Genomic DNA, 26,189 nt, shown 5'->3' with positions numbered 1-26,189 from the left:
TCTATATTTACATTAACAGATAAATGCAAAAATTACTAAAAAAATTCTAAAAAGACAAAAAATTACACATCTATTCCATTCATTTAAACTAATCGTAGAATTGTTAAGTTTTAAACAACTCACTTCCACATAAAAAAAGCATTCCAAACCTGTTGACAGTTGGAACGCTTTTTTATGTTATTTAGTTTTTCAAGCTTTTAACTAAATCCATTAAACAAATAAGCTATGCTTTTTCTTTTTTATTCAGCAAGAGTTAACTGCCAAGATACACCATACTTATCATTTAACCAGCCAAACTTTTTACTAAACGGATAAGAACCTAAAGGCATGAGAATTGCTCCATCCTGCGCTAGTTTATGAAAGACCGTTTCAATTTCTTCTTCTGTCTCACAAGTTACATAAAGAGACATAGCTGGAGTGAATGTAAAATTATGATTTACATAACTATCAATACACATAAACTCTTGGCCATTTAGCGTAAAAGTTGCATGAATTACAGTTCCCTCTTTACCAGGTCCATTTTCATCGTAGCGAGAAATACTTACAATTTCCGATTGATCAAATAGCGACGTATAAAAATTCATTGCTTCTTCAGCTTTGCCTTCAAACATTAAAAACGTAGTAATTTTTTGATTTGCGTTACTCATATGGAGACAGCCCCTTGTTATATATTTATGTAAAACATAAGTCGGCCAAAAAACCGAACGTACATTCCTATGAGTGTATTGTCCATAAAAACGATGAGTTTGTCAATTATCTACTTTCTTATTTCTTCTTAAATAATGCTGTCCAAAGAAATGATTCTCCAAACATTTCATTCGGTTGTTTTATTTGTTTCATCCTTCTAATCTCAATTACCTCAAATTCTTTAAATATCTCTCTTAACTTTTCTTCCGAGTATGCAAGACCACCTTGTAGACTCCATTCTCTATATACGTCCCAATCTGTTATTTCTGATCCATTTCGCTCATCTAAATCGCCTGCCGCAAAACATGTTAATCCAAAATAACCACCCGATTTTAATGAGTTTTTAATTAAATCCACATAATTTATTCTTCTATGCGGTGGAATGTGATGCAAACAGCCCGAATCATATACAAAATCAAATTCGTTTTGAACCTCTAAATTAAAAATTGAATCACAAATAAAATGAATTCCTATTCCTTTTTCTAATGCCCTCTCTTTTGCCCAGTTAATGCCTTCTACAGATAAATCCACTGCTGTTACATCAAATCCTTCATTCGCTAGATAAATTGCATTTCTACCCGGACCACATCCAAGTTCTAATACTTTCCCTTTTAAAACTCTCTCTTTTTGTATATAAGAAACTAGATTCTCATCTGGAACATTTTCAAAAAACGGAACATCCTTTTCTCTATTCTCATAAAACTCATTCCAAAAGGGTTCAGCAGGTCTTAATAATGAATCAAGCATTTTTAAAATATCTTCTTGTGTGTGTAACGTTTCACTTTTCATTTGTACCCTCCATATTTCAATAGTCAGAAAATCATTATATAACTATCCGAACATTCGTACAAATTAAAGCTCCACATTTTATTTTTTCTTTATTTTTTAATTACTTTAAATACGGTAAATGAAATTATAAACTTTACTCTTATGGTGCAAATGCATACCAACCTAATCTTAAAATACAAAAAGAGCCACAAATTTTGTGACTCCTTCTGCATTAATAATTGTATCAGGATTTTTTATTATATATATCGATTTCTCTATTAACAAACGATATAACTCTTCATCCCAATTACCACTTCATACTTTAACGACCACGTCTTTGCTGACCTTGCTTTGTACTACCTTTTTTATTACTTGGCTTATTAAATGATCGGTTATTTTCATTTCTAGAACTATTTCTCGAACTATTTCTTGAATCACTTCTCGAGCTATTTCTCGAATCACGTCTTGATTCACTTCTTGAACCTTCGCGGCTATCTCTTTGACGATTTTGACCTGATTTCTTCGGAGCCGGCTTTGGTACCGGTTTTCCATTTTCATCTACACGTTTTATCTTCGGTTGTTCGATTATTTCTCTTTGTATTGGTGCACCAAGCGTTTTTTCAATTTCTTCTAAATGTTTTTCATCTTTCGCTGCAACGAACGTAATTGCAAGACCTGATCCACCTGCACGTCCTGTTCGGCCAATGCGGTGAATGTAACTTTCTACATCTTCAGGGATATCAAAATTAAATACGTGCGTTACACCATCTACATCAAGTCCACGAGCTGCTACATCCGTTGCGATTAAGTACTGAATTTTAGCTTCGCGGAAACTCTTCATAACTCTTTCACGTTTCGCTTGAGGTATATCACCATGAAGTTCAGCACAATTATAACCTAGTCCTTTTAAATTATCATAAAGCTTACTTGCTCTAACCTTTGTACGACAGAAAATAACTGCTAAAAATGGCTGATCACGATCCATAACAAAACGAAGTGCATCTGGCTTTGCACGATCTGTTGTCTCAATGACACGCTGTTCAATTGTATCTACCGTTACTTCTTCACTTTGTACTTGAATCATTTGCGGCTCATCCATATAACGTTTCGCCAATTTTTTAATATCTTTTGGCATCGTTGCTGAGAATAACATCGTTTGTTTACTACCAGGTGTCTCATCTAAAATATCTTCAATATCATATAAGAAACCGAAATAAAGCATTTGATCCGCTTCATCTAGTACAATCGTTGAAAGATTACTTAAATCAATTGTTTCACGTCGTATATGATCTAATAATCGTCCTGGTGTCGCTACAACAATATGTGTATTACCTTTTAATTTTCTCAATTGTTGTGCTACATCTTGTCCGCCATATATCGCTAGTACATTAATATCTTCTCTTTGAACAAGCATTTTTTTAATTTCAGTTGTAATTTGCAGGGCTAATTCCCTTGTTGGTGCAACAATTAAAGCCTGAACATCACTAGACGCTGGATCGATTTTTTCTAAAATCGGTAACACGAATGCTAACGTTTTACCCGTTCCTGTTTTCGCCTGCCCAATAATATCTTTACCTGACAGAATAACAGGAATTGCCTTCTCTTGAATTGGTGTTGCTTCTGTAATTCCATTTTCACGTAATGTATGATTAAAAGTTTCACTAATTCCTAATTCTAAAAAGTTTTTCAAATAGACCACTTCTTTTCCTTATTTTTCACATTAGCTTTCATTGTACCATTTGTTTCGCCAAATATGAAAAATAAAAAAATTCTTATCTTCTTTTTTTATATTCATCCTGTACTAGATGAACAAATTCTTTTTGCTTTTTCTCAGATTTTATTAATGCTTCCATTACTACAATGAAGATATTAATGGGATTTTTAAAATCACTGTTTCACCAGTTCAAAACAAATTAGGCTTCTATGTACCTAGTGGAGCTAAGTTCTACAGCTTAAAAAATAATATAAAAGCATTATATAATCCTCATTTTGATTCAGCATATGAGCTTATCTTTCAGCAGAATGGTTTTCAATATACAATTGCAATTGGTAACAAACGCTATATACAAGGTAAATATAACGTAAAGGATTTAATTCAAATTGCAGAATCTATGAATTAAAAAACCAATCTTTTCTATATCAAAAAGATTGGTTTTTTATTATTTTATACAGTAAGCTTTCCTCCATGATAGCAATAATACTGTGCTGCTTTAAGACTTTTAATACTATTTAAAGACTGTTCCGCCCTTTCTATATCTAAACAAAAATTCGGATTAGCTATAACTAATTCTCGATTCTCTTGAACCGCTGCATCTCCTGTAATTACACAGTCTAAATTCGGAAAATATAATGAAATATGCCCCGAGGTATGTCCTGGCGTTGCCACTACTTGACATTCATTATTCAAAATCATTTGACCATCATGTACTTTTTCATCGACGGAAATATGTTTTATATTTTTTAACTGTTGTATAAACCATTTGCCAAATTCTTTTTCTTCATTTGGCATACGTTCTAACATTTCTTCAGCTTGAACTAACCTCTCTGATTTTATATCACCATTAATATAGTTAGATTCAATTTCACTAGCAATAACATTAATATTTGGATATTTCACTTTAAAATCATATACAGCCCCTATATGATCGTCATCATAATGGGTAATAATTATATTCTTTAAGTTTTTCATCTCATATCCATGTTTTAATATTGCATTTTCAATTAAAGGTAAAAAACTTGGATATCCTGTATCAACTAACGTTAATTCATTATGTAATATAATTAAACTTGGATAAATACATTGTTTTTGCCCGTTAAATTCGAATTCAATTGGTAGTTCTATTATTTTCATTTTTCTTCCCCCATACCGCTTATAAAATGCATAATAATAACTAAATCACCCACATACATCTTACAATATATATAATATGTAACGGAACACTGTGAATCGTTTCATAATCCAAATTATATTATTTTGAACAGGTATTCCCCTATTTTTATGGAAATATATAATTAAGAAAAACAATAAAATTGATTAATCTCTCACTTCTTTGTCCATCCTTTTAAAAAATCTATGTTTTTGTAAAAGGAGTGTTTATATGGAGAAACAGACACTTTGGAAAAAGTTCAAAAAAAGCTCTGTAAACCTCGGTAAATCCAGCGTATATGAAAGTATTATTTTATTCTACACAATGAAAAAGAAAGAATTACCTACTAAAGCAAAATTCATAATATTAGCCGCTTTATCTTATTACGTATTAACAATCGATTTCATTCCAGATATAGCTGCTATTATTGGGATTGGCTTATTAGATGATGTTTTAGCAATCGCTGTAGCGCATAAATACGTTATGAGACACGCAGATGCTGAAATTCGAGAGAAGAGCAAAGTAAAGATGGAGTCATTATTTACTTCAGCACAAGCATAATTAAACTATCTAGTCATTTACCATGAGAGCATTGCAGAATAAATTCCTAAACAGTAAAAGAATTTCTCTTAGTCCTCAAACCGTAAACAAATAGGGTGTCAGCACTTATTCCTAAGTTCTGGCACCCTTTTATTTGTTCTTATTTCTATCTGTTATACAGTTGCATGTGTCCCCTTATACAAAACTGCTATTGCCGCGACTATAAGGATCACACCCATAAAAGCAGGTGCCGCATGACCAAGTGATACATAGATTTGTCCTCCAATAATAGGACCAATCATTCTTGCTAAAGCTTGAATAGATTGGCTTCCACCTTGAATCCTTCCTTGTTCACTAGAACTAACAGACTTTGAAAGCATCCCGTTGAATGAAGGCCCGAAAATTGAATCCCCAAAACCATACATCAGCATTCCTACGATAAGTAGTGGATAGAGTGAAAACAAAGCTGATGCCGCAATAAAACTGTATCCTATAATCTCCGAAACCATCCCAAGAATTGCTATTTGTTTATCACTAAGCTGGATCAAAAGCTTTGGCATGATAAAACTTTGTGAAAAGATGTCTTGAAAGCCCAAAATTGAAAACATAAGTCCGATTAATGCAGGTTTCCAACTGAAAGTATCCATTGTAAATTGCGTGAAAATTGCTTGTAAAGATCCGTTAGGTATCCAAAGTAAAAACGCTGAGACAAGTAACCATTTTAAACTTTTCATGGAAAGTATGTTTGCTAGCTGTGCAAAAGGATTTAACCTTACAAAAGTAATCTCTTTCAACCTATTATTTTTTTCAAGACTCTCAGGCATATATTTGATCCCATATACAACATTTATTAACGTTATGATTGCACCAAAATACATAGGTACAGTATCACCAAACTTGGCAAGTCCCCCCCCAATGGTTGGACCAATGATAGTTCCCGCACCTACAACTGCACTCACCCATCCAAAGTATTTCGTTCTCTGCTCTTTTGGAATGATGTCTGCAAAGTATGCGAAGATAGTACTTATGCTCCCGCCTGTTATTCCTTCTATTATGCGTCCAGCAAATAGTACCCATAAAGCTCCTCCTATTCCAAAAACTAAGTACCCAATTGCAGAACCAAATAAGCATATTAAAAGTAATGGACGACGGCCATACTTATCGCTTAAAGCCCCGAGTACTGGGGCAGCTAAAAACACGCAAGCCGCATATACGGAAGTTAGTAGTGTTACAACTAATGCTTGTTCTTCCGGATTACTTATATATGGCTGTACTAAGAATGGGACTACAGGCATGATGATACTGAAACCTATACCACAAAGAAATACAGAAATAAGTCCGAATAGTAAAGCATGTTTATCTATGCTTTTTTCAGTTTCCCTTTCATTTTTTGATCTAAATATAGACATTTAACTTCTCTCCTTAAAATACTTTGTTGCTTCGTCAACAAAATAATAACTCCGTTTTGTTGATTAGTCAACAAAAATGACATAATAAAAAAACAGCCTATTCGCATTAGAGAGGGCTGCCATTTCATTATTAAAATGTATTACGATTTAATATGTATACCTTGTTTCTTTATTTCTGCATCCAAATGTCTACTATACTTTTCCACGAAACTAATTATACTGTCGAATTCTTCTTCAGTTACTTGCTCAAATACAGCTTTATCCCGCTCTTGAAACTCTTTGTGCAGATCTTCATGGATTTTATAAATTTCTTTCCCTTCTTCCGTAAGCCTAAAATAAATTTCTTTCTTATTTTCTGACTTTTGGTAGCTTTCAATAAGGCCTTTTTGTATGAGCTTCTTAGTCATTCTACTTATAGCACCGCGAGTCACATAAAAAGCCTCTGCGAGTTGTGTCACGTTAGAATCTGCATTGTTTTCAATATATTCAATGCAGTGAACTTCAGAAGACTTAAAACCTTTAAGACCTTCTTCCATCTTATCTTTATTAAGCCAAACCAGCTTATTATATAATTCCCTGAAACCGTTCATGACCTGTTCTTCTTTATTCATGACCTGCCCTCCTCACCGCTCATTAGCACATTAAAACTATTATATTAAATTTCTGCTCATGTTTCGACAATATTGAAATAATTATTGTAACATTCAAGATATGTGTAAAAATTGGCGCTTAAATAAAACCATTCATTAAACAGTAAATTTATTGCTACTTACAGTAAACGGTAGACAAAAAGTAAGAGCTAAGATTATTTCTCTTAGCTCTTCTTTCATAAAACTATTTCACTTCATTAGCGACAAAAAAGTGCTCACATACACTTGATATACGCTGTAAGTCTACGTTCCCACCAGATATAACCGCTACTACTTTTTTTCCTTTTATATAGCTATCAACTTTTCCTGCAAGAAGTGCAGCAGTTGCTAATGCACCTGCACCTTCTACAACAGCTTTCCCACGTTGTAATAAATCTTTCATCGCTACTTCCAGTTCTTTTTCTGATACAGTTACAATATCATCTACTAATTCTTTTACAATTTCAAATGTTAATTCCCCTGGTATTTTAACAGCGCAACCATCTGCAATAGTAGGCGCCTCATAATGTTCTACAATTGCTCCTTTATCGTAAGATGCCTTCATTCCATGAACATTATCTGCTTGGACACCAATTATATTAATCGATGGATTAAAAGATTTTAATGCTACAGAAATACCAGAAATAATTCCGCCTCCACCTATTGGTACAATGACAGTATCTACATCCCACATATCATCAAGAATATCTAATCCAATTGTACCTTGACCAGCCATTACCTCTACATCATCATATGGATGTAAGTATGTCTCACCTGTTTCCCTTATAATTTCTTCACATTTTGCCTTTGCATCATCAAAGGTTTCACCATGTAAAATCACTTCAGATCCATATCCTCTAGTTGCTTCAACTTTTGCCTGAGGTGCAGAAATTGGCATAACAATTTTACTCTTAATACCGAGTAAATGAGCAGATAATGCAACTCCTTGTGCATGATTACCTGCTGAACATGCAATTACACCTCTTTCTTTTTCTTGACCCGTGAGCCGCGACATTTTATTAAATGCGCCACGAAATTTAAAAGAACCCGTTAATTGCATATTTTCTAATTTCAAATGAATTTCTCCCCCCGTTTTACTAGTCAAGTAAAACGATTTTACTAATGGCGTTTTACGAGCATTTCTATCTAGAATCTTGTGAGCTTTTTTAATATCGTCTATATGTAATGGTAGTTTTCTAGTTATCATACTTACACCTCTTCCACTGTTCTATTCCTAAGTTTTCGTAAGTCGTAGCTCCTTTATACGAAAAGAAAAAGTCTTTATATATGTACCCCACTCTGAAATAAACACATTTGCAAACAATTTAACATCCTCTTCACATCACGTTCTTTATAATGATTTAAACATGCAATTTGGATCCAATTATTCTTTTGTAAATAAGATGACTCATAATGAACGATGTATCCTTGTAATGCTAATGCATCGCCTACTACTTTAGAAGAATGATCTTCGCTCAATACAATAGTAAGTATAATTGGCGCGGCATGTTCTTTAGGTGAAACAAGCTTTAAGCTCATATCAGTAATAACTTCTTCAACATAATCGTATGTCTCTTTAATTTTTACAAATGCCTTTTCATCTTCAAATCTCTTCAACGCTTCTTGCAATGCATAAATTAAATTCCATGATTGTGAGTATGGAATGCTTTCATTTTCTTCATACATACCAATGTCCATATAAGCCGGCACAGCCTCGTTTATTTTTACAATGTGGTTATGAAAAATGAAAGAAATTCCTGTATATGATTTAATCGCTTTACCGCTAACACCACTTGCAAAATACACATCCTTCAAGTCTATTGGTATTGCTCCAATTGAGCTTATGCAATCTACACATAGTTTCATTTGATTCTCGTTACAAAGAGTATTTAGCTCGTTTAAATCGTTTAACATTCCAGTAGATGTTTCATGATGAACAAACCAAAGCCATTCATAATTTCCGGTTGTCATTATTTCTTCTAATTCGTTATAAATAAACGGCTCTCCCATTTCCTTTTTATACGTATCAAAATGTAATTGTGCTCGTTTTGCATGCCCAACTAATCTATTTCCAAATTCTCCATTTGTTAATACTAGTCCTTTCCCTTTTAAAGAACGTAGTTGCAAAGCAATTGCATCATTTGCTAACGTCCCTGTTCCTAACATAAGCTGTACATGTTTTGCTTTTGTCATGTGAAGTAACCGTTTTTTCACATTGTCCATCGTCACTTGAAATGACTTAGAGCGATGCGAAATAGGCCGCGTAGAAAATGCCTTTCGAACATTCTCTTCAATATCTACTGGACCAGGTAAAAACGTGTATTCTTTAGTCATAATACTTCCAACACTCGATTCTTCAAACATAGCAGGGGTAACATACATTGGCTGGAAGGCTGCTTCTTCTGTACCAACTAACGTATGGAAAGATTTGAATCCCATTTGCTCATATAAAGCTAGTTCACGTGTTGTTGCAGAAATGAGTGCCAATTCATATCCATTTAGAAGCAAATAACGATGTAGAAAACGAATTAATCCTAATAACGCTCTTCCATTCCTATATTCACGTTCTACTGAAAGTAAACGAATTTCATACACTTTTTCTCCATGCTCTTGCAAATAAATATCTAAATTTGAAATTTTATAATCTAACGAGAATGGTCGTTTTCCCCGCACCGCGACCATACCTACTAATCTATCCTCATCTAAACAAATTAAATATGTATTTTCTTCATGAAACCGATCTATACGAAACCGGTCTTTCGTTTCTTCATGTTGCGGAATCTCTTCTACAAAAGTTTTATAATTCAATTTATGTATACTTTCAAATTCCCAATCTTGATCAGCAACTTTATAAATTAACCCCATGCCTTATCTCCTTTATCTATTTAATAAAAAATGATAAGTGGAGATTATCCCCACTTATTAAACATTCATTTTATTCTCGATTTACATATAGAATAAGTACAATAATCATTCCACTTAAAATAGTCGTAACAATAGAATAAGAATAAAAAATCATACAAATTGGTAAACAAGCAATCGTAATTAGTCCTGGCTTCGTAAATCCTTTAAATATTAAATAAAATACAATAAAAATGCCTATGAGGGTAAGCGCTATCAAATAATCAAATGCGATTAATCCTCCAATAAATGTTGAAATACCTTTACCGCCCTTACCTTTAAATAAAACTGGGTAAATATGTCCAATAATAACGGCCAATAATGTTAACATTACGAATGTAGGATCTTCAAAAAGATATTTTGCAACAGTAACAACGATTGCCCCTTTAATCGCATCACCTAAAAATGTAGCGATGAAATACCCTTTTCCATATACGCGCCCCATATTTCTTGCACCAGGATTTCCGCTTCCTTCACCCCTAATATCAACGTTATGTCTCAATTTTGTTACTATATAAGCGGTCAAGATGTTTCCAATTAAATAAGAAGCCATCAAATATAAAAACTGCATACTATTAATCATGTAATCATTCACTTTCTACATGGGATTACATATACAATATTCAATTACTACGTATATTGTACGTTTTAACATACATCCCTTTATACATTTTAACATCATATTTTTACAAATCATACAAAAATTCTCATACGCTATTTTTAAAAATATATATCCCTCATTAAATAATATGTTCCTTTCACTGCCATTTCTGCTTGTGATACAAATACAATTTCTTTAATACTTTCTTCACAGCATTTCTTAAATGCAGCAAATATTTCAGGAACTAAACGCAATATACTGCCACTTACTGCAATTGGAGTTGAGCGCTTAAATTGCATCTTGTTATAAACATCTACCGTAATTCTTGCTAATTCCTTTCCAGCTCGCATTATAATTTCATGCGCATAATCATTGCCATTTCTCGCTGCCTGAATAACTAATGGCGCGATTGCTGCAATTTTATCTTTAGAAGAAGTATATACTAAGCTTTTTATATGAGACGGTGTCAACAGTTGAAACTGACTTTGAATATTCAAACTCAATGGACAAAGACTGATTCCTTGATCGAATTGAATTGCCATTTTCTTTAAAGCTTGTAATGCAATCCAATATCCGCTCCCCTCATCACCTAAAATATGTCCCCATCCACCGCTATACTCATACACTTCTCCTTTCTTTCCGATACAAATTGCCCCTGTACCACCTATAGTTAATATTCCATCCTTACCTTTTAAAGCAGCTGCATGCGCAATCATTGCATCATTAAAAATTTCAATTTCTGTTCCGTATTTCTTTTTTAAACGTAATGTTAATTCATTTGTATTCGCGCCACTTATGCCGGCTAACCCTAAACAAACACAAACGCAATGCCCATTTATTAAACTCTTCTGGCATTGATCAATTGCTTCCATAATATGCAAAAGTGCCTCATCAAAATCTATTAATACATTTCCAAATCTGCTCATACCTCTTACAACTTCATTTCCATTTTGATCAAATGCAATTGCCTCTGTCTTCGTTCCCCCGCCATCTACTCCGATCATATACTTCATATGTTCGCCTCATTTTCATTTACATATTGGAGGGAATGTTACATTCCCTAAAACCACGGAATTCTTAGCACCTGTTGCGCTCGGCACATTACTCGGATTACGATAATACGTTTCGTTTGCTAAAACCGCAAAGGCGATCGCTTCTTTCGCCGCTGAGGAATAGCCTAAATTTTCTTGAATAAATATTTTGCATTTTTCTTCCTTTAATCCAAATCGTATCATTTCAACAAGTGTACGATTATAACTTCCGCCCCCGCCTAATATTACTTCATCGATTTCATAATACGGAAAAATAAATTCCTGATAATGATGAACAATTGAACTTGCTGTAAACATCGTGACAGTTGCCAATATATTTTCTCTACTATGCTTTTCAAATCGATTCAATAATTCAGTCACAAACGCTTCTCCAAACTGTTCTCTACCTGTTGATTTCGGTGGATTTATTTTCAAAAATGGGTGGTTCATACAATATGTCAAAATTTCTTCTACAACTACCCCCTGTTTTGCAATCTTACCATTTTGATCATATGACAACTGAAATAACCTTTGGCATACTTCATCCATTACCATATTACCTGGACCTGTATCAAATGCTATAACGCTCTTCTCACTTAGTTGACTTGGTATTACAGTCACATTACCAATCCCGCCGATATTTTGTAGTAGTCTATTTTTAGTTTGGTGACGATATAAAATAATCTCTGAATATGGTACAAGTGGTGCACCTTGTCCTCCAGCTGCCATATCCATCGTTCGAAAATTGGAAATAACTGTCGTATTCGTTTCATACGCTATTACTGCTGGTTCCCCAATTTGCAAAGTTGAAGAAAGAATATTACCTTCTTGCTTTGGCTGATGATAAATCGTTTGTCCGTGAGAGCCTATTAAATCTAATTGTCTCAAAGGAAAATTGGCCTCTTTACAAACTTCCTTTACAGCATTGGCGAAGCATAAACCAAGTTTAAAATTTAAACTACATATAAGTTGGACATTCGAAGTTTCAATTGATAACGCTTGTTGGATCTCATTTTTCATATCATTACAAAATGGAACAGTAGTAAAATGGATGAGTTCGATTTTAGAATCTACACCACTTCCTTCTATATGAACGAGCGCTACATCTATTCCATCTAATGAAGTACCAGACATTACCCCTGCAATATACATAACGTGCATGACCTCCTATTTACTAAAAAACAATCATGTAAGTAACGAACGTACAACCAATCGAAAACAATATAAATCTAAAAAACAACTGAGCTTTCGATGCAAACGATCCATCAATGAAAGAAACAACTACCGTAAGCAAAACGCTTGCCGCAATACTTGTAACGAGCCACATACTATGCATTTGTGATAGATTTAGCATGCCTAATAAAGGGACAAAAAGTAAATTTGCACAAATCACTCCAAATAATAATAAAAATACGCCTTTATAACTAAATTTTATATTCATTCTATTTCCCCCTTTCTAGTTTTAATGTGAAAGAAGTGATAGACAAAAAGTCTATCACTCAAAATAACAGCGTGCAGATTAAGGATTAACAGATTCCCCGTCACCATTCGTTTCAATTTCAAGCATATTTTTGTCGTACATTTTAAAGAATGGTAAATAAATAAGGAACGATATTGCTATATTTATAAAAACTAATACAATCGCACGCCAATCTCCACCTGTTGCTAAATATGCACCAATTGGAGCAGGTAATGTCCATGGCGGCATAATATGCGTTGGTGTTACAAATCCCATCGCAGTTGCTGAATATGCAACAGTTGCTGTTACAAGTGGTGTAATGATAAATGGGATAATTAAAATTGGATTTAGTACAATCGGTAATCCGAATATGACTGGTTCATTAATATTAAAAATACCCGGAACAATACAAGTTCTTGATAATGCTTTCGAATATTTCGATCGACCAAATATAATCATAGCTAATACAAGCCCTAACGTCGCACCAGAACCGCCAATCCATATAAACCATTGATATAACGGCTCTGGTGAAATAAATGGCAACTGATCTGCTCCACTAGCAACTGCTTCACCATTTTTCCCTAGGTATACTTCCCATAATGGCCGAGCAACAGTTCCAACAACCGACACACCATGGATTCCGAATGACCAAAAAAACGTAATTAAAAACACTGGAATCATTACACCGAAGTAACTATCCCCAGCTTTTACTAATGGTGCTGCTAATTTATCAACAACATGGTGTAAATCAATGCTAAAAACGACAGTTACTAGACTCATTATAATAATAACGAATGCAGCAGGTATAAGTGCTTCAAACGAACGCGACACAGATGGCGGTACTTGTTCTGGCATTTTAATCATTACATTTTTCTTCTTACAAAATCTTAAAATCTCTACGGATAAAATAGAAACAATCATCGTCACAAATAATCCATGACCTCCGAGATTTGTCATCGGAAGCATGAACCCTTTTTTATCAATTAACTCAGGCGTTAATGTTAAAAGTAGTGAACATACCGCAAGCTGTGCTCCTGATAAAGCATCTAATTTATAACTTTTCGCTAAATTATATCCTATTCCAAATGCTATATATAAGGACATAATAAACATAGTTAAACGATATGGTATCAATATACTTGTTTGATTCTTTAATGCCCAAACCGATATGAAACTATCTTTCGGCAGTGGTGGAAATGCTACTATTAAAAAGAAGCTTCCTACTATAATAAATGGTAACGCCGAAATAACTCCATCACGGATTGCTTGTAGATGCCTCTGCTCAGAAAGCCTTGCCATCGGGCCAGATAAGTTTTTATCAAGAAACGTGACAAACTTATTCATAACGCTTCCCCCTAACTGATTAATTCATTTACAGTTTTTAATAAAGTCGGGCCTCCAAGTGGCGTGTATGCTTGCGGTGGAATGATGCCACACGGAATAGATTCCTCCTCTGCAAATTTTTTTACAGAATCAAATCGGTGTCTTATTTGAGGTGCCACCATTACGACATCCCAGCCATTCTTTACTTCTTCCTCTACCTCATTCGTTCCAATTGCATGCACTTCCATGTTCACACCATTTTTCTCCGCTTCTTTTTTTAAAGCGTTTACAACAATTGCACTGGACATTCCTCCAGAACAGACGAACAAAACCTTCATTTATTAATCCTCCTATACTTATAATTTATTACCCTTCAAATGAAAGGAAGTTTCACTTTACTAACAAGCATATGAAGTAGTAAATGAATTTAGTTATAATGAAAGTAAATTTCATTAAAAATATTTTTCCTATTAAATTAATGTTTCAATATGCAATTTTCTCTATTGCAAGGTCAACCTTGCCTCAGATATTATTTTAAATAATCATATGATAGGGAGGCGTATAAATGATCGTTAAACGTTTATTAATGATATGTTGTATCGTTATCTTGTTCATCCCTTTCTCTTTCATTCCCCCTCACTCTACTTATGCTGAAGTAAATACTACGTACAAAAAACATGAATTACGTGCTGTATGGATCGCATCAGTTCTGAATATTGATTGGCCATCAAAAACTGGCTTACCTATTGAAAAACAGAAGCAAGAATTTATAAGGTTATTAGACAATGTAAAAAGCACTGGTATGAATACAGTTGTTGTACAAATTAAACCAACCGCTGATGCTTTCTATCCTTCAAATTACGGTCCTTGGTCTGAATACATTACGGGTACACAAGGAAAAGATCCTGGTTATGACCCGCTCGCATTTATGATTGAAGAAGCTCATAAAAGAAATATAGAATTCCACGCTTGGATTAATCCATACCGAATAACGATGAATCACACCGATATAAATCGATTATCAAACTATCACCCTGCAAGGCAACATCCCAATTGGGTTGTCCCTTATGGCGGAAAGTTATATTACAATCCCGGTATTCCAGAAGTGAAAAAATTTATAACAGAAGGTGCTTTAGAAATCGTACAAAATTACGATATTGATGCGCTGCATATGGATGATTATTTTTATCCATATAAAGTAGCCGGTGAAGAATTTCCAGATCAGAAAACGTACGAAACATATAATAACGGTAGATTTACAAATATAGAAGATTGGCGACGTAACAATGTAAATGAACTTGTAAAAGATTTAAATAATGCTATAAAACAAGAAAAATCATATGTAAAGTTTGGCATTAGTCCGTTCGGCGTATGGAGAAATATAGCTGACGATCCGACTGGCTCTAACACAACCGCAGGCCAAAGAAACTATGATGACCTTTATGCTGACACACGTGAGTGGATACAAAAAGGATATATTGACTACATTACACCGCAAATATATTGGAATATAGGTTTCACGCCAGCTTCATATGACATATTAGTAGATTGGTGGGTTAAAGAAACAAATAACAAACCGATTCACCTATACATTGGTCAAGCGGCCTATAAAATTAATAATAACTCCGTCCCTGCTTGGTCTGATCCAGAAGAATATCCAAGACAAATTGCATTAAACCGGCTATATCCTGAAATCAAAGGTAGTATGCATTTTAGCTTAAAAGATATTAATAACAATCCACTTGGAGTTAAAGATAGACTCTCAAAAGACATATATAAACACCCTGCATTAATCCCGCCTATGCCTTGGATTGATCATAATCCACCAAAACAACCGACTTTAAAAGGTGCTATTCCAAGAAATGAAGGTATTGCAATTGGCATCATTGACAATAGAGATAATGATTCTGCTTATTACGCTATTTACCGCGCGAATGGGAAAAATGAAGTGGATATACAAAACCCAAAAAATTTACTTACTACTGTAAGAAAAACAAAACTTGGAGAAATTTATGTAGATAAAACCGCTATTTCTGGAGAAACGTATACGTATGTCGTAACTGCAGTTGATCGATTGCATAATGAAAGTGTGGCTTCTAGTCATACTACCGTTAGAGCAAAATAAAACCTCATAAAAAAAGCGCCTTAAAGCTGTGATATTTAGCTTTTAAGGCGCTTTTTGTTATTTATTCTTAAACTTCTCAGTCGCTGCTCTCATCTTCACATTTAAATCGTGATCAATCGAGTCGCGAATATCTCGCTCTACTACTTCCATTTCTTTTTTGAAATTTTCCAAGTAGATCTTCAGTTCTTCTTCCTTCTCTGGTCTTTGTGAAGGTGGTAATTGTACTACCAACGATAACATGGCCGTTAAATCTTTCATTAAGAATGTTTCAAGTTTATGTTGTTGTTCAAACATGCGTTGCTCTTGATAGTACGGAAGTGCATTTAATACTGAAATTGTAATATCATCAACCGTTCTTTGTAATGAAGGATTTATTGAGCGTTTATACGCTTGAATTGCATTTAATGCGTCTGGATAACGGTCATAAAAATACAATTTGTAAAATGATAAGTCTGTCGGTTTTACAGTTTGCTGCGTTTCTTGTCTTAAGAAATCTTTCACTTTCATCGCAGCCACATCAATATCTTCATTCGTAAGCTTTTTCGTAGTTTTTGCCATTACATGCACTTTTTTCTGCTTTTCTTTCGGTAACATCGAGAAGACTTGCTCTCTCGTACGTTGACCTGATGTACAAAATAGAGTATTTAATGTATTTTGTTCTTTCTTTCCTTCGGTGCGAATCCAGCGATAAAACAGTGGATGTTGTGTAAATTCTTGTAGAAACGGTATTGATTTGTTTGATATCTTATCTAGAGAATCTTGCGCTCTTTTATATGGCTTCGTCCATGAAAAATACAGTTTCCGCCCGAAGTATACGACTAAAACAACGACAGTAAATGCTATTAAAAGCAATGTACCGAGTAGTAATAGTACTGTTTGAATGAAACTCATTTGTTCACCTCCTCTAATAATCAGTTATTTCCTTGGACGCTGAATGAGTTTCTGCTTCATCTCATCATTAAATGTGTCTAGTTCAATAACGAACTTCTTACTTGACTCAATAATACGTTCTGAAGATTTTTCAGATGCTTCAATTGCAGCGAACACATTTTGGAATGATTCACGTAATTTATCCATGCTAATAGCAGGGTTTTCAAGCAATTTCGTCGTTTCTTCTGTATTTTGTTTTAACGCTTGAGAATTACTTAATACCATCGATTCAATTGCTTCATTCGTCGCATTTACTGCATCAATTGTTTTCCGTTGATTCGTTAATGCAAGCTGAATAGCAGCTGAAACTGTTACAACGTTTTGCGTCATCGTAATCGCATTACGTATTGCCTCTGTTAATTTTTCGTTATTTTTCTTAATGATGTCTACAGAAGCTATAGATTGTAATAATACACTTTTCGCTTGCTGCATATTACGTGTACGTACAAGTATCTTTTCTAATGCATCGTTAATTAACGGAATATCCCTTTGACGCTCTGGGTTTTGTTTCTCAGCTTCAAGCATGCCAGCAAGCTTTTTCCCTAAGTATACTTGTTTATCAAGAGCATGAATTTTATCGTGCGATTGTTCTTTTAACATTTCAAGACCAACTGTATCCTCTTGTAAGTTATCACGACCAATTAGAAGGGATCTAATAATTTCCTCGATTTGTTTATCTATAGATTGGTATTTATGCACGTATGTTTCAAGTGGATTTTTCTTGAATACTTTAAACATTATTTTCTTCATACCACTTGCTTTAAGTGAATTGGGATCAAGCTCTGATACCACTTTTCGTAATTCTAACAATGTATTTGGAATTTCTTCATTTTTCCCATTCATCATCGCTGTTACAGGGCGTTTTAAAGCTGATAACGTTTGTCCTGCTGCTTGTTGCTCTTTATCCCCTAAATCTCCTAGCTGAGACAATACTTTTGATAAATCTGTATTTTGCTCGCTATTTAACTTTTGTACATAAAGATCCGCTTCTTTATTTAGTTCCTCTAATTCTGCATCTTTTATAACTGTATCAACTACTACTTCTACATTATTATCTTTCACAATGGATACAGGTTCTTTTTTCTCGAGTTCAGTCAACAAAATCGCTCCTTTATTTATATGTGCGAATTTATATGCACTATATTTCATCAATTATATCGTATTTCATATACATTCTGACTGCTTGAAATCGACTTTTTTAGAAATGCCTGTTTATGCAGTCATTCCCTGTTTCTTACTATAAGTATACCTGTAATCAACATAATTTTCCTCAGACTTAAGACCTAGAGAACAACATGCTGAAGGCGGATTCTTCATATATTTCCTAAATAATTTACGTTCTTTCAATCGTGCTACACTCAATCTTTTGACATTCACCTGTTTTCAATGTGATAATTCTATTACACTCACTTCTATTTATTTTTGCGAGCTACAAATGCTCCCTTTTGAAACGCTAATAACACCGTTTCAAACGTATCATCTTCTTCAATCATTTTTATAAACTCATCTAATTCACTCGCATGAGAAGTTGCATTATCAACAACAAGAAAACCTTTTGGTTGTAACATACGTTTTATATGCTCAAACCACCACATGTATTGCGTGCGCTCTGAATCTAGGAAAATAAAATCAAATGAATGATCTAATTGCGAATCTAAAAATGCCCCGGCTTCTTGATTATGAATATCGATTCTTTGTAACAGGTTTGCCTTTTCAAAATTGACAAGTGCCTCTCCAACTCGTTCTGAAGAAAGCTCTACAGTTGTTACATTTCCATTTGTTTCTTCTACCGCATTAGCTAACCACAATGTAGAATAACCATTAGAAGTTCCAATTTCCAAGATATTTTTTGCATTACACCCTTTTACTAAAATTGATAAAAATTGCCCCATCTCACGAGAAACATTCCGTAATTTTTCTTCCCTTGTTTTTTTATTTCGATCATGCTCTTCTCCATATTGTTCAAGTTGCAATAATAATGAATCTACTGTATCCATTCTTTTCATCGCCTTTCCAAGCAATATGATGAAAAAGCTCTTGCTGCCCGTCTACTTTTTATTATATGCGAAACAAAAACCTTTTTCCTGTTATATGACAAAGATTTATAATTTTTTATAGCATATTGTTTCGTTTTTTGGTAAAGTTAATTTCTACGTGCAATTATTCCATTCATATTATTTCATATTAAAATTGCAGTTATTAAATTATATAAACCCCATTTAAATGAATCGGTATTTCAAATTCAATTAAGCGCCCTTTTCGGACGCATTTTCTTTGTTTATATATTTCCAGAAGAAAGGATGCTTACAAATGAACGTGATTAGCTTAGATGCTGCTCGAAAACGAAAGCAGCATAAAAAATTAATGATTACTATACCGATTATTACACGTATTTATGAAGAAGACGGGGAAATTAAATTTGAGGTAGCGGGCGAAAAAGATGTACCTCTTGAAATGTTAGAAAAATAATAAAAAACGCATTTCTGAAGAAATGCGCTTTTTTATATTTTTACATTTAAATGCATAAGTTTTTCAGGATTAACCATCATATAAATATTTGAAATTTTCTCATCCTCAAATGCAAACGAAAGAACATACGTTACTTTATTATTTATTGTAACTATAACTCCTGGTATACCATTTACCATTTTGAAATCAACAGTGTACTCTTCTGTCAATCGTTGTGCAATCCCAAAGAACAAACGTATAATTCGATCCGCAGAATAAATCGGATTAATCGCAGTCGTAACTTTACCACCACCATCAGCTTTGAGTATAGCATCTGTTTTTAATACTTCTAACATACCTTCCGCATCCCCACACTGTAATGATGATACAAACTTTTCAACATAAGAAGCCATTTTCTCCGTGCTTAATTTTGATTGCTTCGGTTTCTCCAAAATGCTTTTTCTTGCACGTTGAAAGATCTTCCTGCAGTTCACACTACTCTTATCAACAATTGAAGCTATTTCTTCGTATTCATAACTGAAAACCTCTCTTAATATGAAAACAATCCTTTCTACCTCAGATAGTTGTTGTAAAAGTAATAAATATGCGGTGGAAAGGGATTCTTTCATTATAAATGACTTTGATGGCTCATCACTCTCGTCTACAAGTGGCTCTGGTAACCACATCCCTACATACACGTTACGTTTATGCGCTGCCGATCGTAATTTATCAATTGAACGATTTGTCGCCATCTTACATAAATATGCTTTCATATTTTCTATAGATTGAGGATCTTCTATATTATTTAGCGAGATAAATACATCCTGAACGATATCCTCAGCATCCATAACACTCCCAAGGATTCTGTATGCTAACGAAAATAATAATGGTTGATACGCTTCATATAACTGCTCCGTTTCCATGATGAACTGCCTCACTTTCATATTGCTTTAAAATGTGTAACGCTGCTCGTTTCCCGCTTGCTACCGCAGCATCAGCTAATATTTCATCATGCCCTGCCCAATCTCCTGCAACATAAACACCTGGCATTTCAGGTATATTAGGACCCGGCTTTTCAACACGGTCAATATGAGGAAAATCATGTACTACTGTTATTTTCGGTAAATATTGCTGTGCAACAACTTCTCTTTTCCAATTTGGATGTAACAACTCCATCGTACTTTCCAACTGTTCTTTATCTTCATGAATATGATTCATCTCTAGCATAGGATTATGGTACTTAATTAGACTCACTGCAATTGATCCATCTTCACTTAATTTAGCTGCTCTCGATTGATTTGTGAAAAATATAGGTTGATCTAATCCTAATACAAATTGATGTGTAGGATTGGGTAATTGTCTCAAGCCAATATCTAATGCAGCAACAGTAACCGGTACCGATTGTTCATTCCATCTATGCAAATTTGTTCCTTCTGCACCTTTTATTATTTTACAAGCCTCTTTTGGCGGAGTCGTCACGATGACTGTATCTACTGCAAAAACCTCATCATCAACACAATGTATTCTTTGTTTATCTTCATAATGCTCTATTTCCAAAACATGCTTTTTAGCCAAAAATTTTACCCCGACATCATTCGCTAAATCTCTTAATTTTGTTATTATCGTCTCCCAACCACCATCTACATAAAGCACTCCTTCTTTTATAGAAAGCTGTATTTGCTTTAGTACAGATGATGCTAATTGTATTGTAGGAGCAAACGTATATGTTGTTGTCCGGCATAGCGCATAAAATATATTACGAACCATTGGATCTTTTATTTCATTTTCTGCCCATGTAGTTAGACTCATTTTCGGAACTTCTCCTACATCTAAATTTCCTAAACGAATCATAAGACGTGAGAATTGTACTTTTGCAGACCACGAAAGTAGTGGTGTTGATAAAATTGAGCGAAAATCTGTTGGGATGGTGAATATATCCCCTTTCCATATTCCATGTGCTTTTGTAGATGGTATTCCACCTGGAAGATTCAAACCGAGCTCATTAAAAGTTATAAACGCTGCCCCGCCTCTATATAAAGCATGTGCACCAAGATTCATGCAGATTCCATTTTTATTTATAGTCATCCCTCGGCCACCGAATTGACTGGATTTTTCTAATACAATCACTTTCTTTCCAGCTTTCGCTAAATATATAGATGCTGTTAATCCAGCAAGCCCACCGCCAACAATTGCTACATCAAATGTATTCATAATAAAATCCCTCCTTATCGTTCTACATACAAGACGAACGATTAAGGAGGGATGTGACATGAAAATAAATTTTTATTACCCTACTTTATTTCATTACTTTTTAATTCGGTCATATTGCATACGAAATAACTCAATTGCAAATGGAATATCCTCTTCACTCTTTATATAATAACTGATCCATCCTGATTCAGGTAATACGTGATGTGGTTTTACCAATCCTTGCTTCACTAATTCATCTCGCTTTAACTTCGGAAATGGTAAATCAGCTAATTTATCACCATGAAGATGGCCAAGTTCTTTCTTACCATAATTTATTTCAATACCACCAAATCGATGCGGTTTTTCAGAAACACCCGCCCAGCTGAGTACTTCATTTCTAATCATTTCACTAAATGACATGAACATTCACTCCTTATAAATGATTGATGTACTTTTAAATTAACATTTTCATTACTTTTTTCCATCAATCCAAAGTATGAATGGGAATACGAATATAGTTTAATCTTTATACTTTATTCTTTATGGAATAAGTGAATTTATTAAGCTACCGACAACAGCACAAAACAAAGACTAGACACATATCCTAATTTTGTAACCTAACTTACCTATAGAAAGGCGGGTAATACAATTGACTGCCAACATCGACTATACCTCCCCCTCAACCAATTTTACTTATGATGTAAATAAAAGTAATTTTTTTCGGAAAGATGCCCAAAATTATATAAATGTACTTGGTATTAAACAATTAAACACTTTAGAAAATACTTCTTTATTAGATATTTATTTAAGTACAGGAAATGTTGTAGAACCACATATTCATCAAAATGCAGCTGAACTTGTTTATTGTATTTCAGGGTCTGCTGTTGTTTCTTTACTTAATCCATTTACGAATCAAATATTAAACTTACCGATAAAACCGGGGCAAGTTGCCAACATTCCACAAGCGTGGTGGCATTATGAAATTGCTACAGCTGATAATACTCATTTATTAGCTATTTTCAATGCCCCAGCGCCAGAAGTTATTTTCGGTTCTGATATTTTAAGATTAACTCCTGCTCATATGATGGCCCATACTTACTGCCTCAATGAACAACAATGGAAACAAGCGGTTTCTCCTATTCAATCAACTACTGTTATTGGCCCTCCGGCAAACTGCAATCAAAACCGTGGAATGAAAAATTACCCAACCCAACCCCTCCCTCAACAACATAATCCGTATCCCCAAGATTCTTATTACTTTCCTCTTTACTGGGGCTATTAATTTGTAAATTTTTAAAAGAATCATCATTTATCTCCTAGGAAAATACCGAGGAGATTTTTTTATTGTACGTTCTCTTCCTATTAATAATAGTAACAATTGATAGTGTACATACATATAATATTTATATATTAAATTGGAGGTGATAGTACTATGAGTAATTATAACTATCGAAAAAACTACTCTTATAATAAAAATAGTAGCTCTTCAGCATCCTCTCAATCTTCCAATTCTCAATCTTCCAATTCCCAATCGCAAAGAGACTTAGCCGAGCAAGGCTATGTAAAGAAAAAAGGATGTAACTGTAATAAAAATAAATAGTTTATTTTATGGATGAATTCTTTTTTAAAAGAATTCATCTTTTTTTGCTGATCGGAAATTTTTAAAGTTACATAACTTATGCCTTAAATGAGAAAGGGTAAATTATACTTTTTTATACGAACTTAATAAAGAGTAATTGTTCAATTGATTTATTACTTATTTCCTCAAAAAATATAGTCCTTCCTAAATTTATTAGGAAGGACTATATACAAACCCCTGTTTAATTTCCTACTAAACATTGTAACAAATTAAACGATATTAATACCTGCACTTACAAATCCAGCAACTGCAGCTATTGGACTTGCTGCTGTTAATGAAACATACAGTAGTATTTTATCTCCAGCCGCTACTGGAATAGCTTCAGCAATGATTCCTGATGCTGTAGAACCAATCGCTATTGCGGCAAATGCTGGTGTTAATAAAAGAGGTGCGCCTTGTACTGTAAACGTATTGCTTGCTGCAGGTGCAGTTAATATTTGTATTTGCACTTGAACAGGTGATAATGGAGCTAAAGCAGCTGTTGCACTAAAGAAACCAGCTAATGACGTAATAACCCCTGCGCGTGGTGCTACAAATGCATAATCACCTACACCTAATGCTAATGTGATACTTGTTCCACCAGTTAAAGCTACACCAGGCTGACTAAATCCAAATCCAAGAAGAGTTCCTGTATTAGCTATTAACGCGTTAACTAACGCAGATGGTGTTGTACCTGAAGCAAATGGAATAATAGCTCCGCCACCAGTTGCTCCTGTTGCACCAGTTAAGCCTGTTGCACCAGTTAAACCTGTTGCCCCCGTTGGACCTGTTGCTCCTGTTGGACCTGTTGCTCCTGTTGGACCTGTTGCTCCTGTTGCTCCTGTTAGGCCTGTTGCTCCTGTTACTCCTGATGGACCTGTTGATCCTGTTGCTCCTGTTGGGCCTGTTGCTCCTGTTGGACCTGTCGCTCCCGTTGGACCTGTTGCTCCTGTTGCTCCAGTTGATCCTGTTACTCCTGCTCCTGTTGGACCTGTTGCTCCTGTTGCTCCTGTTGCTCCTGTTGCTCCTGTTGCTCCTGTTGCTCCGCCTCCTGGACCTGTTGGACCTGTTGGACCTGTTGGGCCGCCTCCTGGAGTAGCACCAATTAATTGAGTTAATAAGTTTAATAAAAGTTGTAAGCTTGCAGGGTCAATAATTAAAGAGAAGAAGAATGGTGCAAGAGCACTGTAGAATTGTTGTAATAAAGAAAGTAATTGACTTAGATTTGGGTTAGGAGATTGTAGTAAATTAATAATACTTTGAATTAATTGTTTTAAGAAATTCCCTTCTGGAGAAGGTGCTAATTCATTTAGTAAGTTCAATAGTTGAGTAAACAAATTGAGTAAAGCTAATCTGTTTGCATCACTTGGATTTGCAAAAAACGCTGCAATAGCCGAAATTAAAGAGTTTAGTAAAGTAATTAATCTACCTAATTGCTCACTAGTAATTGGAACTGTTTGTGGATTGTTACAGCAATCTGGAGTGAAAACAATCGGATTATTGCAGTGGTTATGACCGAAACAATTATTACTTGTCATTTATGTCCTCCTTACTTGTTTTATATTTGAGTTTTTCCTATTATAAGGATCATAAAGTTGTAAAAGAGTATGTGTTATATATTGACTTAAAATAGGAAACATGAAATATAATTAAACTTGCAAACGCTATTTAATTATGTTCATGACTCACATATTAATTATATGTTTTTAATAATTGACTGCTTAGATTAAATACCTAAACTTAAGAGTTTATTTTATTTTTCCACGTTTATCTCTTAGGTTTAAATACACATATTAATTTGAATATACTCAACAATTAACAGTGCCATTTTTTTCATATAAATATACCTTATTTCTTTACTAAGATTGTGTTCTCTTTTTTAAACATGAAGCCGTTTGTATTATAGAGAACTCTCATATACTATGTTGCAAAATTCATTTTATATTTTATTCCAATACACTATGAAAAGGATTGAAGTTAAAATTCCTATCATTCAACCATTTATAACAGCTAGAAATTGAATGTACCTTCACTTAATTTTAACTATTCAAATATAAAACAAAAAGGACAGATTCCTTTTCATTAAGGAACTGTCCTTTTAATTAATAATGATAAATTGTAATATAATTGAAGATCCTTGCGATGGTGGTTGCGTATCCAATAAAGTTAATTTACCAGCACTCACTTCATATAATGGTTGTGGTTGCAGTATTCCGTTAACAAACAAATTAATATAAGAAACTTCACTAGGAGACAAAATATTCGTTGTACCATATTGAGGTATCCCGTCAGCATCTGTATATATAAGTTTCTCTCCATCTGCAAAAGTGTAATATAACAAATTGGTTGTGGTTATAGGACCAATGCCCCCAGTAGGACCTGTTGCTCCAGTTACTCCTGTCGGTCCCGTTATTCCGGTTGCTCCCGTTATTCCGGTTGCTCCCGTTGCTCCGGTTAGCCCGGTTACTCCGGTTGCTCCCGTTATTCCGGTTGCTCCCGTCGCTCCGGTTAGCCCGGTTACTCCGGTTGCTCCCGTTATTCCGGTTGCTCCCGTTGCTCCGGGCGGTCCTGTTACTCCAGTCGGCCCCGTTATTCCAGTCGGGCCTGTTGCTCCGGTTGCTCCTGTTATTCCGGGCGGTCCCGTTATTCCAGTCGGGCCTGTT

26 protein-coding genes and 1 pseudogene are annotated in these 26,189 nt (G+C 34.4%); 5 read left to right on the top strand and 22 right to left on the bottom strand.

Annotated elements, in window-relative coordinates; translation table 11 throughout:
* Positions 1–239: 239 nt before the first annotated feature.
* The 3 genes from BM089_RS08065 to BM089_RS08055 form a co-directional block, all read right to left on the bottom strand.
* Positions 240–647: a VOC family protein gene (locus BM089_RS08065; protein ID WP_000063589.1), complete on the bottom strand. Its 408-nt coding sequence runs from the start codon at positions 645–647 to the stop codon at positions 240–242.
* Positions 648–765: 118 nt separating this feature from the next.
* Entirely contained in the window at positions 766–1,476 is a 711-nt protein-coding gene (locus tag BM089_RS08060; RefSeq protein WP_090976574.1) for a class I SAM-dependent methyltransferase, read from the bottom strand.
* Positions 1,477–1,777: 301 nt separating this feature from the next.
* Complete coding sequence (locus BM089_RS08055; RefSeq protein ID WP_090976572.1) at positions 1,778–3,154, bottom strand: DEAD/DEAH box helicase; 1,377 nt, start codon at positions 3,152–3,154, stop codon at positions 1,778–1,780.
* A 154-nt stretch (positions 3,155–3,308) separates the two neighbouring features.
* Between BM089_RS08055 and BM089_RS31450 the strand changes: the two are divergent.
* Positions 3,309–3,575 (top strand): annotated as a pseudogene (locus BM089_RS31450) (hypothetical protein); the annotation flags it as partial.
* A 44-nt stretch (positions 3,576–3,619) separates the two neighbouring features.
* Here BM089_RS31450 and BM089_RS08045 read toward each other — a convergent pair.
* Positions 3,620–4,306, bottom strand: a complete 687-nt coding sequence (locus tag BM089_RS08045) for an MBL fold metallo-hydrolase (RefSeq protein ID WP_089170985.1) — start codon at positions 4,304–4,306, stop codon at positions 3,620–3,622.
* A gap of 247 nt (positions 4,307–4,553) precedes the next feature.
* Here BM089_RS08045 and BM089_RS08040 point away from each other — a divergent pair, with 247 nt between their 5' ends.
* Positions 4,554–4,883 carry a YkvA family protein gene (locus BM089_RS08040; protein WP_000415089.1) on the top strand — a complete coding sequence of 110 codons (330 nt, stop codon included), beginning with the start codon at positions 4,554–4,556 and terminating at the stop codon, positions 4,881–4,883.
* Between the two features lie 152 nt (positions 4,884–5,035).
* Here BM089_RS08040 and BM089_RS08035 read toward each other — a convergent pair whose 3' ends face one another.
* From BM089_RS08035 to BM089_RS07990, 10 genes are all read right to left on the bottom strand, one after another.
* A complete protein-coding gene (locus BM089_RS08035; protein ID WP_090976570.1) occupies positions 5,036–6,271 on the bottom strand; it encodes an MFS transporter in 1,236 nt (411 codons plus the stop codon).
* A 140-nt stretch (positions 6,272–6,411) separates the two neighbouring features.
* Positions 6,412–6,882, bottom strand: coding sequence for a MarR family transcriptional regulator (locus BM089_RS08030; protein WP_001030897.1), 471 nt, complete (start codon positions 6,880–6,882; stop codon positions 6,412–6,414).
* Between the two features lie 223 nt (positions 6,883–7,105).
* A complete protein-coding gene (gene tdcB, locus BM089_RS08025; RefSeq protein WP_090976568.1) occupies positions 7,106–8,107 on the bottom strand; it encodes a bifunctional threonine ammonia-lyase/L-serine ammonia-lyase TdcB in 1,002 nt (333 codons plus the stop codon).
* A 74-nt stretch (positions 8,108–8,181) separates the two neighbouring features.
* A complete protein-coding gene (locus BM089_RS08020) occupies positions 8,182–9,765 on the bottom strand; it encodes an aminotransferase class V-fold PLP-dependent enzyme (RefSeq protein ID WP_090976565.1) in 1,584 nt (527 codons plus the stop codon).
* Positions 9,766–9,835: 70 nt separating this feature from the next.
* Positions 9,836–10,384 carry a glycerol-3-phosphate 1-O-acyltransferase PlsY gene (gene plsY, locus BM089_RS08015; RefSeq protein ID WP_000610838.1) on the bottom strand — a complete coding sequence of 183 codons (549 nt, stop codon included), beginning with the start codon at positions 10,382–10,384 and terminating at the stop codon, positions 9,836–9,838.
* A 137-nt stretch (positions 10,385–10,521) separates the two neighbouring features.
* Complete coding sequence (locus tag BM089_RS08010; RefSeq protein WP_000876626.1) at positions 10,522–11,415, bottom strand: BadF/BadG/BcrA/BcrD ATPase family protein; 894 nt, start codon at positions 11,413–11,415, stop codon at positions 10,522–10,524.
* Between the two features lie 15 nt (positions 11,416–11,430).
* Positions 11,431–12,585, bottom strand: a complete 1,155-nt coding sequence (anmK, locus tag BM089_RS08005; protein WP_044307164.1) for an anhydro-N-acetylmuramic acid kinase AnmK — start codon at positions 12,583–12,585, stop codon at positions 11,431–11,433.
* Between the two features lie 22 nt (positions 12,586–12,607).
* Complete coding sequence (locus BM089_RS08000) at positions 12,608–12,874, bottom strand: hypothetical protein (protein WP_090976563.1); 267 nt, start codon at positions 12,872–12,874, stop codon at positions 12,608–12,610.
* Positions 12,875–12,952: 78 nt separating this feature from the next.
* Positions 12,953–14,236, bottom strand: a complete 1,284-nt coding sequence (locus BM089_RS07995; protein ID WP_090976561.1) for a PTS sugar transporter subunit IIC — start codon at positions 14,234–14,236, stop codon at positions 12,953–12,955.
* Positions 14,237–14,247: 11 nt separating this feature from the next.
* Positions 14,248–14,553, bottom strand: coding sequence for a PTS sugar transporter subunit IIB (locus BM089_RS07990; RefSeq protein WP_000865907.1), 306 nt, complete (start codon positions 14,551–14,553; stop codon positions 14,248–14,250).
* Between the two features lie 227 nt (positions 14,554–14,780).
* On the opposite strand from BM089_RS07990, the gene BM089_RS07985 reads away from it, so the two are divergent.
* Entirely contained in the window at positions 14,781–16,340 is a 1,560-nt protein-coding gene (locus tag BM089_RS07985; protein WP_090976559.1) for a glycoside hydrolase family 10-like protein, read from the top strand.
* A gap of 57 nt (positions 16,341–16,397) precedes the next feature.
* Here BM089_RS07985 and BM089_RS07980 read toward each other — a convergent pair whose 3' ends face one another.
* The 3 genes from BM089_RS07980 to BM089_RS07970 form a co-directional block, all read right to left on the bottom strand.
* Positions 16,398–17,231 carry a DUF3974 domain-containing protein gene (locus tag BM089_RS07980; RefSeq protein WP_000008373.1) on the bottom strand — a complete coding sequence of 278 codons (834 nt, stop codon included), beginning with the start codon at positions 17,229–17,231 and terminating at the stop codon, positions 16,398–16,400.
* 24 nt (positions 17,232–17,255) lie between these two features.
* A complete protein-coding gene (locus BM089_RS07975; protein WP_000137396.1) occupies positions 17,256–18,368 on the bottom strand; it encodes a toxic anion resistance protein in 1,113 nt (370 codons plus the stop codon).
* 314 nt (positions 18,369–18,682) lie between these two features.
* Positions 18,683–19,276: an O-methyltransferase gene (locus BM089_RS07970; RefSeq protein ID WP_002094007.1), complete on the bottom strand. Its 594-nt coding sequence runs from the start codon at positions 19,274–19,276 to the stop codon at positions 18,683–18,685.
* A 304-nt stretch (positions 19,277–19,580) separates the two neighbouring features.
* Here BM089_RS07970 and BM089_RS31010 point away from each other — a divergent pair, with 304 nt between their 5' ends.
* Positions 19,581–19,739 carry a hypothetical protein gene (locus BM089_RS31010; protein WP_001100984.1) on the top strand — a complete coding sequence of 53 codons (159 nt, stop codon included), beginning with the start codon at positions 19,581–19,583 and terminating at the stop codon, positions 19,737–19,739.
* A 32-nt stretch (positions 19,740–19,771) separates the two neighbouring features.
* Here the strand turns inward: BM089_RS31010 and BM089_RS07960 are convergent, their stop codons facing one another.
* The 3 genes from BM089_RS07960 to BM089_RS07950 form a co-directional block, all read right to left on the bottom strand.
* Positions 19,772–20,641 carry a sigma-70 family RNA polymerase sigma factor gene (locus BM089_RS07960; RefSeq protein WP_000447145.1) on the bottom strand — a complete coding sequence of 290 codons (870 nt, stop codon included), beginning with the start codon at positions 20,639–20,641 and terminating at the stop codon, positions 19,772–19,774.
* On the bottom strand, positions 20,619–21,929 hold the full coding sequence (locus BM089_RS07955; RefSeq protein ID WP_090976556.1) for a phytoene desaturase family protein: 1,311 nt from the start codon (positions 21,927–21,929) through the stop codon (positions 20,619–20,621). Before BM089_RS07955 ends, BM089_RS07960 begins: the two co-directional genes overlap by 23 nt.
* A 93-nt stretch (positions 21,930–22,022) precedes the next feature.
* Positions 22,023–22,328 carry a luciferase domain-containing protein gene (locus BM089_RS07950; protein ID WP_000010317.1) on the bottom strand — a complete coding sequence of 102 codons (306 nt, stop codon included), beginning with the start codon at positions 22,326–22,328 and terminating at the stop codon, positions 22,023–22,025.
* 229 nt (positions 22,329–22,557) lie between these two features.
* On the opposite strand from BM089_RS07950, the gene BM089_RS07945 reads away from it, so the two are divergent.
* Positions 22,558–23,190 carry a cupin domain-containing protein gene (locus BM089_RS07945; RefSeq protein WP_000126322.1) on the top strand — a complete coding sequence of 211 codons (633 nt, stop codon included), beginning with the start codon at positions 22,558–22,560 and terminating at the stop codon, positions 23,188–23,190.
* A 566-nt stretch (positions 23,191–23,756) separates the two neighbouring features.
* Here the strand turns inward: BM089_RS07945 and BM089_RS07940 are convergent.
* Complete coding sequence (locus tag BM089_RS07940) at positions 23,757–25,064, bottom strand: exosporium glycoprotein BclB-related protein (RefSeq protein ID WP_090976554.1); 1,308 nt, start codon at positions 25,062–25,064, stop codon at positions 23,757–23,759.
* Positions 25,065–25,624: 560 nt separating this feature from the next.
* The coding region (locus tag BM089_RS07935) for a DUF4183 domain-containing protein (RefSeq protein WP_090976730.1) at positions 25,625–26,189 on the bottom strand (565 nt) is incomplete at its 5' end.

This window comes from Bacillus sp. 5mfcol3.1 (assembly GCF_900114335.1).
GTDB classification, from domain to species: Bacteria; Bacillota; Bacilli; order Bacillales; family Bacillaceae_G; genus Bacillus_A; species Bacillus_A thuringiensis_S.
Note: the sequence above shows the minus strand (reverse complement) of the source record. Positions and strands in the feature narration are given on the sequence as shown.

Excerpts from the sequence above, each read along its gene's own strand:
- BM089_RS08065 (WP_000063589.1), bottom strand. The coding sequence starts at position 647 with ATGAGTAACGCAAATCAAAAAATTACTACGTTTTTAATGTTTGAAGGC.
- BM089_RS08060 (WP_090976574.1), bottom strand. The coding sequence starts at position 1,476 with ATGAAAAGTGAAACGTTACACACACAAGAAGATATTTTAAAAATGCTT.
- BM089_RS08045 (WP_089170985.1), bottom strand. The coding sequence starts at position 4,306 with ATGAAAATAATAGAACTACCAATTGAATTCGAATTTAACGGGCAAAAA.
- BM089_RS08040 (WP_000415089.1), top strand. The coding sequence starts at position 4,554 with ATGGAGAAACAGACACTTTGGAAAAAGTTCAAAAAAAGCTCTGTAAAC.
- BM089_RS08035 (WP_090976570.1), bottom strand. The coding sequence starts at position 6,271 with ATGTCTATATTTAGATCAAAAAATGAAAGGGAAACTGAAAAAAGCATA.
- BM089_RS08030 (WP_001030897.1), bottom strand. The coding sequence starts at position 6,882 with ATGAATAAAGAAGAACAGGTCATGAACGGTTTCAGGGAATTATATAAT.
- tdcB (WP_090976568.1), bottom strand. The coding sequence starts at position 8,107 with ATGATAACTAGAAAACTACCATTACATATAGACGATATTAAAAAAGCT.
- BM089_RS08020 (WP_090976565.1), bottom strand. The coding sequence starts at position 9,765 with ATGGGGTTAATTTATAAAGTTGCTGATCAAGATTGGGAATTTGAAAGT.
- plsY (WP_000610838.1), bottom strand. The coding sequence starts at position 10,384 with ATGATTAATAGTATGCAGTTTTTATATTTGATGGCTTCTTATTTAATT.
- BM089_RS08010 (WP_000876626.1), bottom strand. The coding sequence starts at position 11,415 with ATGAAGTATATGATCGGAGTAGATGGCGGGGGAACGAAGACAGAGGCA.
- anmK (WP_044307164.1), bottom strand. The coding sequence starts at position 12,585 with ATGTATATTGCAGGGGTAATGTCTGGTACTTCATTAGATGGAATAGAT.
- BM089_RS08000 (WP_090976563.1), bottom strand. The coding sequence starts at position 12,874 with ATGAATATAAAATTTAGTTATAAAGGCGTATTTTTATTATTATTTGGA.
- BM089_RS07995 (WP_090976561.1), bottom strand. The coding sequence starts at position 14,236 with ATGAATAAGTTTGTCACGTTTCTTGATAAAAACTTATCTGGCCCGATG.
- BM089_RS07990 (WP_000865907.1), bottom strand. The coding sequence starts at position 14,553 with ATGAAGGTTTTGTTCGTCTGTTCTGGAGGAATGTCCAGTGCAATTGTT.
- BM089_RS07985 (WP_090976559.1), top strand. The coding sequence starts at position 14,781 with ATGATCGTTAAACGTTTATTAATGATATGTTGTATCGTTATCTTGTTC.
- BM089_RS07980 (WP_000008373.1), bottom strand. The coding sequence starts at position 17,231 with ATGAGTTTCATTCAAACAGTACTATTACTACTCGGTACATTGCTTTTA.
- BM089_RS07970 (WP_002094007.1), bottom strand. The coding sequence starts at position 19,276 with ATGAAAAGAATGGATACAGTAGATTCATTATTATTGCAACTTGAACAA.
- BM089_RS31010 (WP_001100984.1), top strand. The coding sequence starts at position 19,581 with ATGAACGTGATTAGCTTAGATGCTGCTCGAAAACGAAAGCAGCATAAA.
- BM089_RS07960 (WP_000447145.1), bottom strand. The coding sequence starts at position 20,641 with ATGGAAACGGAGCAGTTATATGAAGCGTATCAACCATTATTATTTTCG.
- BM089_RS07955 (WP_090976556.1), bottom strand. The coding sequence starts at position 21,929 with ATGAATACATTTGATGTAGCAATTGTTGGCGGTGGGCTTGCTGGATTA.
- BM089_RS07950 (WP_000010317.1), bottom strand. The coding sequence starts at position 22,328 with ATGTCATTTAGTGAAATGATTAGAAATGAAGTACTCAGCTGGGCGGGT.
- BM089_RS07940 (WP_090976554.1), bottom strand. The coding sequence starts at position 25,064 with ATGACAAGTAATAATTGTTTCGGTCATAACCACTGCAATAATCCGATT.